Annotated in this window: 12 protein-coding genes and 1 pseudogene; 7 read left to right on the forward strand and 6 right to left on the reverse strand. The window is 57.9% G+C overall.

Translation table 11 applies throughout. The features are described 5' to 3' along the window. Positions 1-66: 66 nt before the first annotated feature. Both qseC and qseB read right to left on the reverse strand, forming a co-directional pair. Positions 67-1,404, reverse strand: coding sequence for a quorum sensing histidine kinase QseC (qseC, locus tag NQ842_RS04685; protein ID WP_257256562.1), 1,338 nt, complete (start codon positions 1,402-1,404; stop codon positions 67-69). After that, positions 1,401-2,060, reverse strand: coding sequence for a quorum sensing response regulator transcription factor QseB (qseB, locus tag NQ842_RS04690; protein WP_014833279.1), 660 nt, complete (start codon positions 2,058-2,060; stop codon positions 1,401-1,403). The genes qseC and qseB overlap by 4 nt, the downstream gene beginning before the upstream one ends. 139 nt (positions 2,061-2,199) lie before the next feature. Between qseB and NQ842_RS04695 the strand changes: the two genes are divergently transcribed. The 4 genes from NQ842_RS04695 to ftsP all read left to right on the forward strand — a co-directional run bounded on the left by NQ842_RS04695 (position 2,200) and on the right by ftsP (position 7,352). Beyond that, entirely contained in the window at positions 2,200-2,601 is a 402-nt protein-coding gene (locus tag NQ842_RS04695) for a YgiW/YdeI family stress tolerance OB fold protein (RefSeq protein ID WP_014833278.1), read from the forward strand. Positions 2,602-2,719: 118 nt separating this feature from the next. Beyond that, positions 2,720-4,978, forward strand: coding sequence for a DNA topoisomerase IV subunit A (parC, locus tag NQ842_RS04700; RefSeq protein ID WP_125364687.1), 2,259 nt, complete (start codon positions 2,720-2,722; stop codon positions 4,976-4,978). A gap of 164 nt (positions 4,979-5,142) precedes the next feature. Further along, positions 5,143-5,880 (forward strand): 1-acylglycerol-3-phosphate O-acyltransferase, encoded by a 738-nt coding sequence (plsC, locus tag NQ842_RS04705; protein ID WP_013098722.1) that lies wholly within the window; start codon positions 5,143-5,145, stop codon positions 5,878-5,880. Between the two features lie 59 nt (positions 5,881-5,939). Continuing rightward, complete coding sequence (gene ftsP, locus NQ842_RS04710) at positions 5,940-7,352, forward strand: cell division protein FtsP (RefSeq protein ID WP_014833276.1); 1,413 nt, start codon at positions 5,940-5,942, stop codon at positions 7,350-7,352. 30 nt (positions 7,353-7,382) lie between these two features. Here the strand turns inward: ftsP and NQ842_RS04715 are convergent, their stop codons facing one another. Beyond that, positions 7,383-8,858, reverse strand: coding sequence for a TrkH family potassium uptake protein (locus tag NQ842_RS04715; protein WP_047361306.1), 1,476 nt, complete (start codon positions 8,856-8,858; stop codon positions 7,383-7,385). A gap of 200 nt (positions 8,859-9,058) precedes the next feature. Here NQ842_RS04715 and NQ842_RS04720 point away from each other — a divergent pair, with 200 nt between their 5' ends. Both NQ842_RS04720 and NQ842_RS04725 read left to right on the forward strand, forming a co-directional pair. Then, positions 9,059-11,236, forward strand: a complete 2,178-nt coding sequence (locus NQ842_RS04720) for a YgiQ family radical SAM protein (protein ID WP_257256563.1) — start codon at positions 9,059-9,061, stop codon at positions 11,234-11,236. A 101-nt stretch (positions 11,237-11,337) separates the two neighbouring features. Further along, positions 11,338-12,492 (forward strand): annotated as a pseudogene (locus tag NQ842_RS04725) (IS481 family transposase). A 77-nt stretch (positions 12,493-12,569) separates the two neighbouring features. On the opposite strand, the gene dkgA reads toward NQ842_RS04725, so the two are convergent. Both dkgA and yqhD read right to left on the reverse strand, forming a co-directional pair. Then, complete coding sequence (gene dkgA / locus NQ842_RS04730) at positions 12,570-13,397, reverse strand: 2,5-didehydrogluconate reductase DkgA (RefSeq protein WP_047361307.1); 828 nt, start codon at positions 13,395-13,397, stop codon at positions 12,570-12,572. Between the two features lie 105 nt (positions 13,398-13,502). Then, positions 13,503-14,666, reverse strand: a complete 1,164-nt coding sequence (gene yqhD / locus NQ842_RS04735) for an alcohol dehydrogenase (protein WP_014833272.1) — start codon at positions 14,664-14,666, stop codon at positions 13,503-13,505. Between the two features lie 195 nt (positions 14,667-14,861). Between yqhD and NQ842_RS04740 the strand changes: the two genes are divergently transcribed. Further along, on the forward strand, positions 14,862-15,761 hold the full coding sequence (locus NQ842_RS04740) for an AraC family transcriptional regulator (protein WP_050860595.1): 900 nt from the start codon (positions 14,862-14,864) through the stop codon (positions 15,759-15,761). A 44-nt stretch (positions 15,762-15,805) separates the two neighbouring features. On the opposite strand, the gene yghB is transcribed toward NQ842_RS04740, so the two are convergent. After that, positions 15,806-16,465 (reverse strand): DedA family general envelope maintenance protein YghB, encoded by a 660-nt coding sequence (yghB, locus tag NQ842_RS04745; protein ID WP_014833270.1) that lies wholly within the window; start codon positions 16,463-16,465, stop codon positions 15,806-15,808. Positions 16,466-16,568: the final 103 nt, after the last annotated feature.

A 16,568-nucleotide genomic window follows, 5' to 3' on the forward strand; every position in this document is an offset into this window, starting at 1 on the left:
GCGCGAGGGCGATGCGGTAAAATGAGCAAAATGTGCAAAGTCTTTTGCGTTAAAAGCAATAATCCCTTACCAGCACACCTTCACGTCAACGCCACCTTCAGCGGCATTGTCCAGTGAAACGCGCATACCGTGCAGCGCAGCAATGCGTTTCACAATCGATAACCCCAGCCCGCTGCCCGTGGCATCCTGACCGGGTGGGCGATAAAAACGCTCGCCGATCCGGGCCAGCGCCTCGGGGGCGAGCCCCGGCCCGTTGTCGCGTACGGTGAAGCCGCGGGCCTCCAGCGTGACGTCTACCACACTGCCGTGTGGGCTGTAACGCACGGCGTTATCCAGCAGGTTACGCACCAGCAGGCTCAACAGCAGCGGCTGACCCGTGCGTTCAGCCTGCGGGGCGTTGATGTTCAGGCGAACGTCGATACCCGCCTGCTGCGCCGGATGCCAGATATCCAGAACCGCCGACTGCAGTAAATCGGCCATCATTATTGGTTCGACATCGTCGAGGTTTTCCAGAGAATCCAGACGTGAGAGCGTGAGGAGCTGATCCACCAGCCGTGATGCCCGGTCGATCCCCGCGTGGAGTTGCGAGAGCGCTTTTTCCTGCGCCTGCGGATCGTCCAGAGAGAGTTGCGCCACGTCGGTTTGTACCTTCAGTGCCGCCAGCGGGCTGCGCAACTCATGGGCGGCATCAGAGGTAAAGCGGCGCTCGCGGGTCATCATCTCCTGAGTTCGGGTAAAGAGATGGTTCAGTGAGTCAAGCAGGGGACGCACTTCTGATGGCACGCCCTGCGTCGGCAGGGTGTCGGTGGCATCCGGTGAGCGCAGGCGCAACGTCTGCGCCAGTTTTTTCAATGGCTTAAGCTCCCGGCTCAGCAGGACCATAAGCAACAGCAGCATCACCGGCAGCGCCACCAGCCACGGCGTCAGCTGCGAGCTGACCACGTCCAGCGCCATCTCCTGGCGGTATTCCCACTCCTGACCAACCACCACGCGGTACTTCCCGTCTGGCGAGGTCAGCCAGACGAAACGCCATTCATCGTTGTCGTCTTTGAGCCTGCCGTCATCAAACCCGTCGCGGCGATAGTGATACGGGATGTCGCGCCCGTTTTCCCCGTCATTGAGGATCATCGTGCCGTCGGTGGCGTAAATGGCGAAGGCCAGGGCATCGTCATCCAGGCGACCATGCTTCACTTTTTTTGGCATCTCGCGCATCCGCTCCGGAGCGCGGATCTCATCCAGATCCATCGTCAGCAGCCGTTTGGCAAACAGCATCTGCTGGGTATCAAACAGCTTATCGAGCGTGTGGGTCGTCTGCTGCCAGGCGACAAGGCTTGCGGCAAACCAGGCCGTCAGCGACAGCAGCAGGAAAAGAAGCGTCAGACGGAGTTTCAGACTCAGTTTCATGCGTCACCCAGGGTATAACCGATGCCATGAACGGTGCGGATAAACTCACTGCCCAGCTTACGCCGCAGATGATGGACGTGAACTTCCACGGCATTACTGGAGACGTCGTCGTCCCATGTATAGAGCTTCTCTTCGATCGCTTTACGCGGCAGAACGCGGCCCGCATTGCGCATCAGGAGTTCCAGCAGGGCAAACTCTTTGGGCTTGAGCGTCAGCGTTTCCCCCTCCAGCGTGGCGACAAGGCTCGTCGGGTCGAGGGTGACCTTGCCGTGACGTAACTCGCTGCGCGTCTGACCGTGGCTGCGACGCACCAGCGCCTCAAGGCGGGCCGCCACTTCGATCAGCGCGAAGGGCTTGCAGAGATAATCATCGGCCCCCAGACGTAACCCCTCAACGCGCTGATTCAGCGCATCCCGCGCGGTCAGGATCAGCACCGGCTCGCTACGCCCGTTTTCGCGCCAGGCGCGCAGGATCGCCAGACCGTCGATCTCAGGTAGCGTCAGGTCAAGCACCACCGCATCGTAAGGGGCAGAACAGAGCGCCGCCTGACCGGTTTTTCCATCGGTGAACCAGTCCACGCTGAAGCCCATTTTGCTCAAGCCTGCTTTGATACCATCGCCAATCAGCTTGTCGTCTTCTACCAGTAAAATGCGCATATCCCCTCCTTGATGCCGTCAGTAAACCCTCTGGGTCCGCCTGCTGTACAGTAAAAATAAATAAATTTTCCCCTTAAGAAGTTGTTAAGGATTACCCTGTTTAATGGACTGCGACACCACATTAAAGGGAGATATGAATATGAAAAAATTCGCTGCAATGGCTGCTATCATGATGATGACCACCGCACCGGTCTTCGCTGCTCAGGGCGGTTTTACGGGCCCATCGGCCACACCTGCTCAGACGCAAACCCAGCAGGGCGGCTTTGTCGATAACAACGCTAACCTGACTACGGCCGCTAAAGTGAAAGACCTGAAAGACGACGCCTGGGTGAAGCTGCGCGGGAACATCACCGAACGCCTGTCCGATGACCGCTACACCTTCCGCGATGACACCGGAACGGTGGTGGTAGAGATTGACCACAAACGCTGGAACGGCGTAACCGTGACTCCGCAGGATAAAGTCGAGCTCCAGGGTAAGGTCGATAAAGACTGGAATGAGTTTGAAATCGACGTGAAGCAGGTTATCAAGCTGAATAAATAACGCAAAAAGGGCCGCTTATCCGGCCCTTTTTCTTTGTGACTCAACTCGCCAGATAGGGTAGTATCTGCGGCAATATTGCCTGAAACCCATCGGTTTCTGAGTTGAGGAATCACACGTAATGAGCGATATGGCAGAGCGCCTCGCGCTACATGAATTCACGGAAAACGCCTACCTGAACTACTCCATGTACGTCATCATGGACAGGGCATTGCCGTTTATCGGTGATGGCCTCAAGCCCGTCCAGCGCCGCATCGTCTATGCGATGTCCGAGCTGGGGCTGAACGCCACCGCCAAGTTCAAGAAATCCGCCCGTACCGTCGGTGACGTACTGGGTAAATACCATCCGCACGGCGACAGCGCCTGCTATGAAGCGATGGTGCTGATGGCCCAGCCGTTCTCGTACCGCTATCCGCTGGTGGATGGTCAGGGTAACTGGGGGGCGCCGGACGATCCGAAATCCTTCGCAGCGATGCGTTATACCGAATCCCGCCTGTCTAAATATGCCGAAGTGCTGCTGGGCGAACTCGGCCAGGGGACGGTGGACTGGGTGCCAAACTTCGACGGCACGCTGCAGGAGCCGAAAATGCTGCCTGCGCGTCTGCCGAATATCCTGCTGAACGGTACCACCGGTATCGCAGTCGGTATGGCGACGGACATCCCGCCGCACAACCTGCGTGAAGTGGCGAAAGCCGCTATTACCCTGATTGAACAGCCGAAAACCTCGCTGGATGAGCTGCTGGATATCGTGCAGGGACCGGACTTCCCGACCGAAGCGGAGATCATCACCTCGCGTGCGGAAATCCGTAAAATCTACCAGAACGGCCGTGGCTCCGTGCGCATGCGTGCGGTGTGGACCAAAGAGGACGGCGCCGTGGTGATTACCGCGCTGCCGCATCAGGTCTCTGGTGCCAAGGTGCTGGAGCAGATCGCCTCCCAGATGCGCAATAAAAAGCTGCCGATGGTGGACGACCTGCGCGATGAATCCGACCACGAAAACCCAACCCGTCTGGTGATCGTGCCGCGCTCTAACCGCGTGGACATGGAGCAGGTGATGAACCACCTGTTCGCCACCACCGACCTGGAAAAAAGCTACCGCATCAACCTGAACATGATCGGTCTGGACGGGCGCCCGGCGGTGAAAAACCTGCTGGAGATCCTCTCCGAATGGCTGACTTTCCGTCGCGATACGGTGCGCCGCCGTCTGAACCACCGTCTGGAGAAAGTGCTTAAGCGCCTGCATATCCTCGAAGGTTTGCTGGTGGCGTTCCTCAATATTGATGAAGTCATTGAGATCATCCGTACCGAGGACGAGCCGAAGCCCGCGTTAATGTCGCGCTTTGGTATCAGCGAAACCCAGGCCGAAGCGATCCTCGAACTGAAGCTGCGCCATCTCGCTAAGCTGGAAGAGATGAAGATCCGCGGTGAGCAGAACGAGCTGGAAAAAGAGCGCGATCAGCTGCAGGCGATCCTCGCGTCCGAACGCAAGATGAACACCCTGCTGAAGAAGGAGTTGCAGGCCGATGCCGATGCCTTCGGCGACGAGCGCCGCTCTCCGCTGCATGAGCGCGAAGAAGCGAAGGCAATGAACGAGCATGACATGCAGCCTTCAGAGCCGGTCACCATTGTCCTGTCGCAGAGCGGCTGGGTGCGTAGCGCCAAAGGCCATGATATCGACGCGCCGGGACTGAGCTACAAAGCGGGCGACAGCTTCAAGGCGGCCGTGAAAGGCAAGAGCAACCAGCCAGTGGCGTTTATTGACTCCACGGGCCGCAGTTACGCCATCGACCCCATCACGCTGCCTTCCGCACGCGGTCAGGGCGAACCGCTCACCGGTAAGCTGACGCTGCCGCCGGGGGCGACGGTTGACCACATGCTGATGGAAGCCGATGACCAGAAACTGCTGTTGGCCTCTGATGCAGGTTACGGCTTTATCTGTACCTTTAACGACCTCGTGTCACGCAACCGTGCCGGTAAAGCCATGATCAGCCTGCCGGATAACGCGCACGTTATGCCGCCGCTGGTGGTGGAGAACGAGAGCGACATGCTGCTGGCGATCACATCCGCGGGCCGTATGCTGATGTTCCCGGTCAGCGACCTGCCGGAGTTGTCGAAAGGGAAGGGCAACAAGATCATCAACATCCCGTCGGCGGAAGCCGCGAAAGGCGAAGATGGCCTGGCGCATCTCTTTATTCTGCCGCCGCAGAGCACGCTGACCATTCATGTTGGCAAGCGTAAAATCAAGCTGCGTCCGGAAGAGTTGCAGAAGGTGGTGGGCGAGCGCGGACGCCGCGGTTCGCTGATGCGCGGCCTGCAGCGTATCGACCGCGTGGAGATCGATTCTCCTGAGCGCAGCACCGCGGGCGACAGCGAAGAGTAACGCGTTTCGATCCCCCTCTGTTCCGGAGGGGGATATCCAATAAAATTTCCCGTAAAATCGTTGTTAATTCGTGCGTTGCGATTAACAATACGCGCTCGTAATAAAGTCCTTACCTGGCCACAGGTGAAGTATAATTGTCAGCTGTCAGGGCTTCAGAGGTCGCTATGCTATACATTGTTCGTCTTATTCTTACCGTTATCTACTGCATTCTGGTCTGTGTTTTCGGCTGCATCTATTGCCTGTTCAGCCCGCGTAACCCGAAGCATGTCGCCACCTTCGGCCACATGTTTGGTCGTCTTGCGCCGCTGTTTGGTCTGAAGGTTGAAAAGCGTCTGCCGGAAGGGGCGGAGAATTTCGGTAACGCCATCTATATCGCAAACCATCAAAATAACTACGATATGGTGACCGCCTCTAACATCGTTCTGCCGCCAACCGTGACGGTGGGTAAAAAGAGCCTGCTGTGGATCCCCTTTTTCGGCCAGCTTTACTGGCTGACGGGTAACCTGCTGATTGACCGTAATAACCGCGCAAAAGCGCACGGCACCATTGCGGAAGTGGTGAATCATTTCAAAAAGCGCCGCATCTCTATCTGGATGTTCCCGGAAGGGACGCGCAGCCGCGGTCGCGGTCTGCTGCCGTTTAAAACCGGTGCGTTTCATGCTGCAATTGCGGCGGGCGTTCCAATTATTCCCGTGTGTGTTTCCAATACATCGAATAAGATTAATCTTAACCGCCTGAATAACGGGCTGGTGATTGTCGAGATGCTGCCGCCGGTCGATACCAGCAAATACGGTAAAGATCAGGTCCGCGAGCTGGCTGCGCACTGCCGTGAACTGATGGTTCAGCATATTGCTCAGCTCGACAAAGAAGTCGCAGAGAGAGAAGCCGCCGGGAAGATCTAATCCGGCGTTAAAAGGGAAAACGAATTCCCGCGTTGTTAGTCGTTTCAGATGGAGCTTATATGTCACTCAGTCGGCGTCAGTTTATTCAGGCTTCGGGGATCGCCCTTTGTGCGGGTGCGATGCCGCTGACAGCCAGCGCCGCCGGGCAGCAACAGCCGCTGCCCATTCCGCCGTTGATTGAATCCCGTCGCGGGCAGCCGCTATTCCTGACGCTACAGCGAAGCCACTGGTCGTTTACCCAGGGAACCCGTGCGCCAGTCTGGGGCATTAACGGGCGCTACCTTGGGCCGACCATCCGCGTGTGGAATGGCGATGACGTTAAGCTGATCTACAGTAACCGCACCTCTGAAAACGTCGCCATGACCATCAGCGGATTGCAGGTTCCGGGCCCGTTAATTGGCGGTGCTGCGCGCATGATGTCGCCTAACGCCGACTGGGCTCCCGTGCTGCCGATCCGTCAGAGCGCGGCGACGCTGTGGTATCACGCCAACACCCCTAACCGCACTGCCCAGCAGGTTTATAACGGCCTGGCCGGGATGTGGCTGGTGGAAGACGAGGTCAGTAAATCCCTGCCCATACCCAACCACTACGGTGTGGATGATTTCCCGGTCATTATCCAGGACAAGCGTCTGGATAACTTTGGCACGCCGGAATACAGCGAGCCGGGCAGCGGTGGCTTTGTTGGTGACACGCTGCTGGTCAACGGCGCGCAGAGCCCGTATGTCGAAGTCTCACGCGGTTGGGTGCGTCTGCGCCTGCTCAACGCCTCTAACTCGCGCCGCTATCAGCTGCAGATGAGTGATGGCCGGGCGCTGCACGTTATTTCAGGCGATCAGGGCTTTTTACCTGCGCCGGTATCGGTGAAACAGCTGGCGCTTGCGCCGGGTGAACGGCGTGAAATCCTCGTGGATATGACCAACGGTGATGAAGTCTCTGTGACCTGCGGCGAAGCGGCGAGCATTGTGGATCGCATCCGCGGCTTCTTTGAGCCGTCGAGCATTCTGGTCTCCACGCTGGTGCTGACCCTGCGCCCAACCGGTCTGCTGCCGCTGGTGACCGACAGCCTGCCCATGCGCCTGCTGCCGCAGGAGATCATGAGCGGTTCGCCGGTGCGCAGCCGTGATATCAGCCTCGGCGATGATCCGGGGATCAATGGCGCGCTGTGGGATGTCAACCGTATCGACATTACCGCGCAGCAGGGCACATGGGAGCGCTGGACCGTTCGCGCCGACATGCCGCAGTCGTTCCACATTGAAGGGGTGTCATTCCTGATCCGCAACGTGAACGGCGCGATGCCGTTCCCGGAAGACAGGGGCTGGAAGGACACCGTCTGGGTGGATGGTCAGGTCGAACTGCTCGTCTACTATGGTCAACCTTCGTGGCCGCACTTCCCGTTCCTGTTCCACAGCCAGACGCTGGAGATGATGGACAGAGGCTCCGTGGGGCAGATGCTGGTTAACCCTGCACCGTAAGCACACCATTCCCGGCTTGCCGGGAATGCGTTATGCCCGCCAGAAAAAGCGCGAGAACAGGATCAGCACCGGATAAATTTCCAGACGTCCTAAGATCATCGCCGCACACATCAACAGTTTGGCCTCTTCCTTTAACGTCCCGAAGGTTGATGCCGTTTCGCCAAAGCCCAGCCCCATGTTGTTGATACAGGCTGCAACCGTCGCGAATGATGTAAACAGGTCATAGCCCATCAGATTGAGTGCCCAGACGAAAAAGCCCGTGATCATCACGTAAAGAAAGAAGAAGCTCCATACCGAACGCAGGACGCGCTCATTCACCACGCTGTTGCCAACCTTGATGCTCAACAGCGCCCGCGGATGCGCCAGTTGATTCATCTCCTGTATGCTCTGTTTGAACATTATCAGAAAACGCAGGGCCTTGATCCCACCGCAGGTTGATCCCACGCAGCCGCCAAAGAAACTGGCGCTCAACAGCAGGAAAATGGTGTGGGCTGGCCAGTGGGCATAGTCGGCCGTTGAAAGGCCGTTATCGGTCATCATTGAGCTGGCAAGAAAGAACGCATGCACCAGACTATCGGTGGCGTTGTACATCCCCGCGTGCCAGACCTGCCAGGCGGTGATGACGATAATCACCGCGGCGGCGCTCAGAAAGAATCTCACCTCCGGGCTGCGGCGAATCGGCTTCAGGGTGCGTCTGACAAGGGCGATATACCAGAGCGTAAAGTTGAACGCCGAGAGCAACGAAAATACCCCGGCGACAAGCTCAATCGCGTGGCTGTCATAAAAACCGATGCTCTCACTGCGGGTTGAAAAGCCGCCCAGGGAGACTGTGGAGAGCCCGTGACAAACGGCATCAAAGAAGGGCATTCCCGCCAGCCAGTATGCCAGCGTGCAGGTGATGCCCAGCGCCAGATAGGTGACCCACAGCGTGCGTGCGGTATCGGCAAGCCGGGGCGTCAGACGCTCCTCCTTAAACGGCCCGGGCATCTCTGACTGGTACAGCTTCATACCCCCGATGCCCAACAGCGGCAGGACCGCGACGGCCAGCACGATGACGCCCAGCCCGCCGATGAAATTGAGCTGCGCGCGATAATACAGATACGATTTGGGTAGGGCGCTGACGTCGCCAATCACCGTTGCGCCCGTGGTGGTGATCCCGGAAACGCCTTCAAAAAGTGCATCAGCGAAGGAGAGTTGCAGACCATCATCCATCCAGAGCGGCATGGCGCTAATGAATGAGAACAGCAGCCAGAACAGGACGATAATCACGAAGCCGTCGCGGGTGCGCAGCTGTATACCGGCGTGACGGGTTGCCCGCCAGGTCAGTCCGCCGAGGGTGAAAAAGGTTAAAAAGGTGGTCAAAAAGGCAAAGTAGGTTCGCTCTTTATTCAGCAGCGCGATAACCATCGGCGGCAACATCGACAGGCTGTACAGCAGGACCAGAAACCCGCAGAGGTGAAGCACAACCCGCAGCTGGGAGACATGTAACGAATCGTTGAACTTCACAAAAGCACTCCGCGCCAGAACACCTTTCCGGGGCAACTCACCGGAAAATATAGTGAATATTATGATCCAAAAATATCAGGGCGCGGTATTTTAGCGGCTTCCATGAATATCTGTCTGCTTCCTGCATCCTTTTCTTCAAATCTGGCGGATGAACAGCGTATAATCCGGCTCCTTTTGTCTATTTTTTCTTCGGAAGCATTATGAGCGCAATTTCCCTGATCCAGCCGGATCGTGACCTTTTCTCGTGGCCCCAGTACTGGGCGGCCTGCTTTGGACCGGCGCCGTTCCTGCCGATGTCCCGGGAAGAGATGGACCAACTGGGCTGGGATAGCTGCGATATCATTCTGGTCACGGGCGATGCCTACGTTGACCACCCGAGCTTCGGTATGGCCATCTGTGGCCGTATGCTTGAAGCGCAGGGCTTCCGTGTGGGGATCATCTCCCAGCCGGACTGGAACAGCAAAGACGACTTTATGCGTCTGGGTAAACCGAACCTGTTCTTCGGCGTAACCGCCGGCAACATGGATTCGATGATCAACCGCTATACCGCCGATCGCAAGCTGCGCCATGACGACGCCTATACCCCGGATAACGTGGCGGGCAAACGTCCGGACCGCGCCACGCTGGTCTACACCCAACGCTGCAAAGAAGCCTGGAAAGACGTGCCGGTGATCCTGGGCGGCATTGAGGCGAGCCTGCGCCGTACCGCGCACTACGATTACTGGTCTGATACCGTGCGCCGCTCGGTGCTGGTTGATTCCAAAGCCGATATGCTGATTTACGGTAACGGCGAGCGTCCGCTGGTGGAAGTGGCGCACCGTCTGTCGCAGGGCGAGCCGGTGAGCAGTATCCGCGACGTGCGTAATACCGCCATCATGGTGAAAGAGGCGCTGCCGGGCTGGCGCGGGGTGGATTCCCGTATCATTGATATGCCTGGCAAAATCGATCCTATCCCGCACCCGTATGGCGAAGATCTGCCGTGCGCCGATAACAAGCCGGTAGAGCCAAAAAAAGCGGAAGCGAAGGCTATCGTCGTGCAGCCGCCGCGCCCGAAACCGTGGGAAAAGACCTATGTGCTGCTGCCGTCCTACGAGAAGGTAAAAGCCGACAGGGTGCTTTACGCCCATGCGTCGCGTATTCTGCACCATGAAACCAACCCCGGCTGTGCGCGTGCGTTGATGCAGAAGCACGGCGAGCGTTTTATCTGGATCAACCCGCCGGCGATCCCGCTCTCCACCGAAGAGATGGACAGCGTCTTTGCACTGCCGTACAAACGCGTGCCGCACCCGGCGTACGGCAACGCCCGTATCCCGGCGTATGAGATGATCCGCTTCTCGATCAACATCATGCGCGGCTGCTTCGGCGGCTGCTCCTTCTGCTCCATTACCGAGCACGAGGGGCGCATTATTCAGAGTCGCTCTGAAGATTCGATCATCAACGAGATCGAGGCCATTCGTGATTCCGTGCCTGGCTTTACCGGCGTGATTTCCGACCTCGGTGGCCCGACCGCCAACATGTACATGCTGCGCTGTAAATCGCCGCGCGCGGAGCAAACCTGTCGTCGTCTCTCCTGTGTCTATCCAAGCATTTGCGAGCATATGGACACCGACCATGAGCCGACGATCAACCTCTATCGCCGCGCGCGTGACCTGAAGGGCATCAAAAAAATCCTGATTGCCTCCGGGGTACGTTACGACATCGCCGTGGAAGATCCGCGCTACATCAAAGAGCTGGCGACGCACCACGTCGGCGGGTATCTGAAGATTGCGCCGGAGCACACCGAAGAAGGTCCGCTGTCGAAAATGATGAAGCCGGGCATGGGCAGCTACGATCGCTTTAAACAGTTGTTCGATACCTACTCGAAGCAGGCCGGGAAAGAGCAGTACCTGATCCCTTACTTCATCTCTGCCCACCCGGGTACGCGCGATGAAGACATGGTGAATCTGGCGCTGTGGCTGAAGCAGCGTCGCTTCCGTCTGGATCAGGTGCAGAACTTCTATCCGTCACCGCTCGCCAACTCCACAACCATGTACTACACCGGCAAAAACCCGCTGAGTAAGATTGGTTACAAGAGTGAAGACGTGGTGGTGCCGAAAGGGGACAAACAGCGTCGTCTGCACAAAGCGTTGCTGCGTTACCACGATCCGAAAAACTGGCCGCTGATCCGTCAGGCGCTGGAAGAGATGGGGAAAAAACACCTGATTGGCTCGCGTCGCGACTGCCTGGTACCGGCCCCGACGCTGGATGAGATGCGTGAAGCGCGTCGCCAGAACCGCCATACGCGCCCGGCGCTGACCAAGCACACGCCGATTGTGCATCAGCGTTCGAACGGTGGGACTACGGGGGCGAACAAAGCGGGAAAACGTAAGATCGGATAACGATGATGCCCTCTCCCCTTCGGGTGTACGGTCCGGGGACATAGTGAACACTTGTTCGGGGACATGGTAGACACTTACAACTAAGGCATAAGAACCCGTTTATGGAGTCGCTTATGCCCTGGGATGCGAGAGATACCATGTCATTACGTACCGAGTTTGTTTTGTTCGCCTCGCAGGACGGGGCGAACATCCGTTCCCTCTGCCGTCGCTTCGGCATTTCACCTGCCACCGGCTACAAGTGGCTTCGTCGCTGGATGGAGGAAGGTTCCTCCGGCCTTCAGGACCGCCCGCGCATACCGCACCATTCCCCGAACCGCTCATCTGACGACATCACTGCCCTGCTGCGTATGGCCCATGACCGCCATGAACGCTGGGGCGCACGCAAGATAAAGCGCTGGCTGGAAGACCAGGGGCACCGTATGCCCGCCTTCAGCACCGTTCATAACCTGATGGCCCGTCACGGCCTGCTGCCGGGCACTTCACCGGGCATTCCCGCCACGGGACGGTTCGAACATGACGCGCCGAACCGGCTCTGGCAGATGGATTTTAAGGGCCACTTTCCCTTTGGCGGTGGCCGCTGCCATCCGCTCACCCTGCTGGATGACCACTCCCGTTTTTCCCTGTGCCTGGCGCACTGTAGCGATGAACGGCGTGAGACCGTGCAGCAACAACTGGTCAGCGTGTTTGAACGCTAGGGCCTGCCGGACAGGATGACGATGGACAACGGCGCCCCGTGGGGAGACACCACCGGCACCTGGACGGCGCTCGAGCTGTGGCTGATGCGCCATGGTATCCGGGTGGGACACTCCCGGCCGTATCATCCGCAGACGCAGGGCAAGCTGGAGCGTTTTCACCGCAGCCTGAAGACGGAGGTGCTGCAGGGTAAATGGTTCGCGAGTGAGGGCGAACTGCAGCGCGCCTTCGACCACTGGCGGACGGTCTATAACCTTGAACGCCCGCATGAGGCGCTGGATATGGCGGTACCGGGCTCGCGGTATCAGCCGTCATCGCGACGGTACAGCGGCAACACAACGCCCCCGGAATACGACGAGGGCGTGATGGTCAGGAAAGTGGATATCAGCGGAAAGCTGAGCGTGAAAGGGGTAAGTCTGAGCGCAGGCAAGGCGTTCAGGGGAGAACGGGTCGGGCTGAAGGAGATGCAGGAAGACGGCCGCTACGAGGTGTGGTGGTACAGCACAAAAGTGGGGGTGATCGACCTGAAGAAAAAGTCGATCACCATGGGTAAAGGATGTTAAAAAGTGTTCACCATGTCCCCGAACACCTGTCTACCATGTCCCCGGACCGTACACGGGGAGAGGGCAGGGTGAGGGGATTAACCGCCAAACTGATCCGGATCGGGCCCTAAACGCTTGCCCTGATCCAGTTTTGCAATCTCGCCCAGCTCATCTTTATCCAGGCGGAAATCCCAGACGTCGAAGTTCTCGGCGATGCGCGATGGCGTGACCGATTTCGGGATCACCACCAGGCCGTTGTCCAGATGCCAGCGAATGACAATCTGCGCCGGGGTTTTGCCATATTTATCCGCCAGATCGCGAATAATTTTCTGGTCGAATACCCCTTCACCGCCCTGAGCCAGCGGGCTCCAGGACTCGGTCTGGATTTTGTGCGTGGCGTTCCAGGCGTGAAGCTGACGCTGCTGCATTAGCGGGTGCAGCTCAATCTGGTTAATGACCGGCGCAACGCCCGTCTCGTCAATCAGGCGCTGCAGGTGATGAACCTGGAAGTTACAGACGCCGACGCTTTTCACCAGCCCCTCCTTCTGCAGTTCAATCATCCCTTTCCAGGCATCAACATAATGGTCGATAGCCGGAACCGGCCAGTGCATCAGATACAGATCGACGAAATCGAGCTGGAGTTTCTCCAGGCTCTCCTGCAGCGCTTCACGCGGGCGCTTTTGGTCGTCGTTCCACAGTTTGGTGGTGATAAAAAGGTCGTCGCGGGGCATACCGGCGCTGGCCAGTGCTTTCCCCACGCCGTCCTCGTTTTTGTAGGCGGCGGCGGTATCAATGGACCGATAGCCGACTTCCAGTGCTTTATGAATGGCGGAGACGACCTCGTCGTTACCGGCTTTCCATACACCTAGCCCCAACTGGGGCATCACGTTGCCGTCCTGCAGCTTGATTACGGTTTGGTTTGCCATTTTTCCTCCTTCAGGTGCGCATCGCCGGAGGGGGACTCCGGCGATGGGGTGTGCATTAAGTCTGGACGAAATGTCAAAAAACGAAAGGCAGGATGCCAAAAACGCTTAGCGCGCCGCCTCGTAGATACGACGGCTGACGTCCAGCGTAATGTCGCCGTGTTCGCCCAGCTGAGTCATACCGTGTTCTTCCAGTTTAGCCAGCAGGGCAGGGATAGAGCTGCCATCCAGACCATAGCCGGACAGACGCGTCGGCACGCCCAGGCCTTCAAAGAAGTTGCGGGTCGCTTCGATTGCCGCATCGATACGCGCGTCGTCAGAACCTTCGGTGATGTTCCAGACACGTTCCGCGTACTGCAGCAGTTTGGCGCGTTTGGTATCACGTTTTTCGTTCCACAGGGCCGGCAGAACCACCGCCAGCGTCTGGGCGTGATCCAGCCCGTGCATCGCCGTCAGTTCATGGCCCAGCATGTGGGTTGCCCAGTCCTGCGGCACGCCTGCGCCAATCAGTCCGTTCAGCGCCTGCGTTGCAGCCCACATCACGTTGGCACGTACGTCGTAGTTTTCCGGCTCTTTCAGCGCTTTCGGACCGTCTTCGACAAGCGTCAGCAGAATACCTTCCGCGAAGCGGTCCTGGATTTTGGCATCCACCGGGTAAGTCACGTACTGCTCAACGGTGTGAACAAAGGCGTCGACCACGCCGTTCGCGACCTGACGCGCGGGCAGGGTGTAGGTGTACACCGGATCGAGGATCGCGAATACCGGCTGAACGTGCTCGTTCATAAAGGCCTGTTTGTCTCCGGTGGTTTTACGGGAGATCACCGCGCCTTTGTTGGATTCAGAACCGGTGGCTGGCAGGGTCAGCACGGAGCCCATCGGGATCGCGCTTTTAATGTCGCTGCCGCGGGTTTCCAGGATATGCCAGGGGTCGATACCGTCGGCGTAGTGTGCTGCCGCGGCGATGAACTTCGTGCCGTCCAGCACGGAACCCCCGCCGACAGCCAGCAGGAAGGTGATGTTTTCTTCGCGGGCGATTTTCACCGCGTTCATCAGCGTTTCATAAGACGGGTTTGGCTCGATACCGCCAAACTCGCGCACGTCCAGCCCTTCCAGTGCGCTGTAAACCTGATCCAGCACGCCGGTTTTTTTCACGCTGCCGCCACCGTAGGTGATCAGCACGCGGGCGTCAGCGGGGATCTGTGCACGCAGATCGGCGATAGCGCCTTTACCAAACAGGATGCGGGTTGGGGTGTGGAGATTAAAATTATTCATGGCTCGTTCCCTATCGTGGGTGAAAAATCGTGGCGGCGCGGATGGCTACCTGATGCTGCACATTGTGGCTGCCCGGGGATATCCTCTCAATGCACATTCCTGCCGATGTCTTGCCCATTTCTACAGAGCACTGGAGAAACGTCAGGAAAATGCGCAGACTGTGAGGGTCGCAAACCGTACCCGGAGTAACGCTAAATGAACCGTGAAGCCATCTGTCTTCAGCTCACTTCGCAGATTAAAAGACTGATTGATAAGAAAAATAACCCAGGCGAACTGCTGCCGGATATTCGCCTGCTCTACGGGACGCAGCCGGGAACGCGGACGCCGGTGATGTATCAGCCGGGCATCGTTTTTCTCTTTTCCGGCCATAAAATTGGTTATATCAATGAACGCGTGTTCCGTTATGACACCAATGAATATCTTCTGCTGACAGTACCTTTACCCTTCGAATGTGAAACCTTCGCGACAGAGGCGGTTCCGCTGGCGGGGATCCGCGTGAATGTCGATATTCTTCAGCTTCAGGAGCTGCTGATGGAGATTGGCGAAGACGAGCTTTTCCAGCCGTCGATGGCGGCGAGCGGGATTAACTCAGCCACGCTGTCAGAGGAGATCCTCTGTGCCATTGAACGTCTGCTGGACGTGATGGAGAGGCCGCTGGATGCGCGTATTCTGGGTAAGCAAATCATCCGCGAAATTCTCTATCATGTGCTGCTGGGTCCGGGGGGCGGGGCATTACTGGCGCTGGTCAGTCGGCAGACCCACTTCAGCCTGATAAGCCGCGTACTCAAGCGCATTGAAAGCCAGTACACGGAAAACCTCAGCGTTGACCAGCTGGCGGCGGAAGCGAACATGAGCGTCTCGGCGTTTCACCACAACTTTAAGTCGGTGACCAGCACCTCGCCGCTGCAGTACCTCAAAACCTACCGGCTGCATAAGGCTCGTATGTTGATGATCCACGATGGCATGAAGGCCAGCGCGGCGGCGATGCGGGTCGGGTATGAAAGTGCATCGCAGTTTAGTCGGGAGTTTAAGCGCTACTTCGGCGTCACGCCGGGAGAAGATGCGTCACGCATCCGAACCATGCAGGGAGTCTGACGGCAAACGTAGGCCGGGTAAGCGAAGCGCCACCCGGCTTTTATTTATGCACTGCAGTATTTCTTCTTAATCACCACCGCAATCGTTCCCACCAGTCCAGCCACCAGCAGGAACATCGGCAGCACCATCAGGAAGGTCATTACCTGGTCTTCATGGTGCTTCACAAACGGGATCATGTTCAGCGCGTAGCCGAGGGTAGTAACGACACCCACCCATAACAACGCGCTCAGCCAGTTAAAGAACTGGAAGCGGCGGTTCGACAGGCCGGAAATGCCTGCCATGGTGGGCAACAGGGTGCGAACAAAGGCCAGAAAACGCCCGGCCAGCAACGCCAGCAGGCCGTGCCTGTCAAACATGCAGGTCGCACGCTGATGGTATTTATGCGGTAGCTGCGCCAGCCAGCCTTTCACGACGCGCGTGTTGCCGAGCCAGCGGCCCTGCAGATAGCTCAGCCAGCAGCCCAGGCTTGCCGCGGAGGTGAGGATCACCATGGTCGGCGTGAAGTCCATGACACCTTTACCGATTAGCGCCCCTGCAAGCAAAAGCAGGCTGTCACCGGGTAAAAATGAGGCTGGCAGTAATCCATTTTCGAGGAACAGGGTCGCGAACATCACGAAATAGACGATACCTACAACGTGAGGATCGGTCAGTGCGGCAAAGTCGTGTTGCCAGAGCGCCGCGATAATATCTTGAATAACAGCCATGGACTTTCCTGTGGAACAGCAGATATAGCACTATTGTACTCCCTAATTTGCCCGACAGGGTTGATCGCGGGCGCAACTAATGCAGACTTTTCTGGTGGCAGTG

The sequence above is a fragment of the Enterobacter cloacae complex sp. R_G8 genome (assembly GCF_024599795.1).
Taxonomy (GTDB): Bacteria; Pseudomonadota; Gammaproteobacteria; order Enterobacterales; family Enterobacteriaceae; genus Enterobacter; species Enterobacter dissolvens.

Coding starts and splice junctions, on each gene's coding strand:
- qseC (WP_257256562.1), bottom strand. CDS start 1,404: ATGAAACTGAGTCTGAAACTCCGTCTGACGCTTCTTTTCCTGCTGCTG.
- qseB (WP_014833279.1), bottom strand. CDS start 2,060: ATGCGCATTTTACTGGTAGAAGACGACAAGCTGATTGGCGATGGTATC.
- NQ842_RS04695 (WP_014833278.1), top strand. CDS start 2,200: ATGAAAAAATTCGCTGCAATGGCTGCTATCATGATGATGACCACCGCA.
- parC (WP_125364687.1), top strand. CDS start 2,720: ATGAGCGATATGGCAGAGCGCCTCGCGCTACATGAATTCACGGAAAAC.
- plsC (WP_013098722.1), top strand. CDS start 5,143: ATGCTATACATTGTTCGTCTTATTCTTACCGTTATCTACTGCATTCTG.
- ftsP (WP_014833276.1), top strand. CDS start 5,940: ATGTCACTCAGTCGGCGTCAGTTTATTCAGGCTTCGGGGATCGCCCTT.
- NQ842_RS04720 (WP_257256563.1), top strand. CDS start 9,059: ATGAGCGCAATTTCCCTGATCCAGCCGGATCGTGACCTTTTCTCGTGG.
- dkgA (WP_047361307.1), bottom strand. CDS start 13,397: ATGGCAAACCAAACCGTAATCAAGCTGCAGGACGGCAACGTGATGCCC.
- yqhD (WP_014833272.1), bottom strand. CDS start 14,666: ATGAATAATTTTAATCTCCACACCCCAACCCGCATCCTGTTTGGTAAA.
- NQ842_RS04740 (WP_050860595.1), top strand. CDS start 14,862: ATGAACCGTGAAGCCATCTGTCTTCAGCTCACTTCGCAGATTAAAAGA.
- yghB (WP_014833270.1), bottom strand. CDS start 16,465: ATGGCTGTTATTCAAGATATTATCGCGGCGCTCTGGCAACACGACTTT.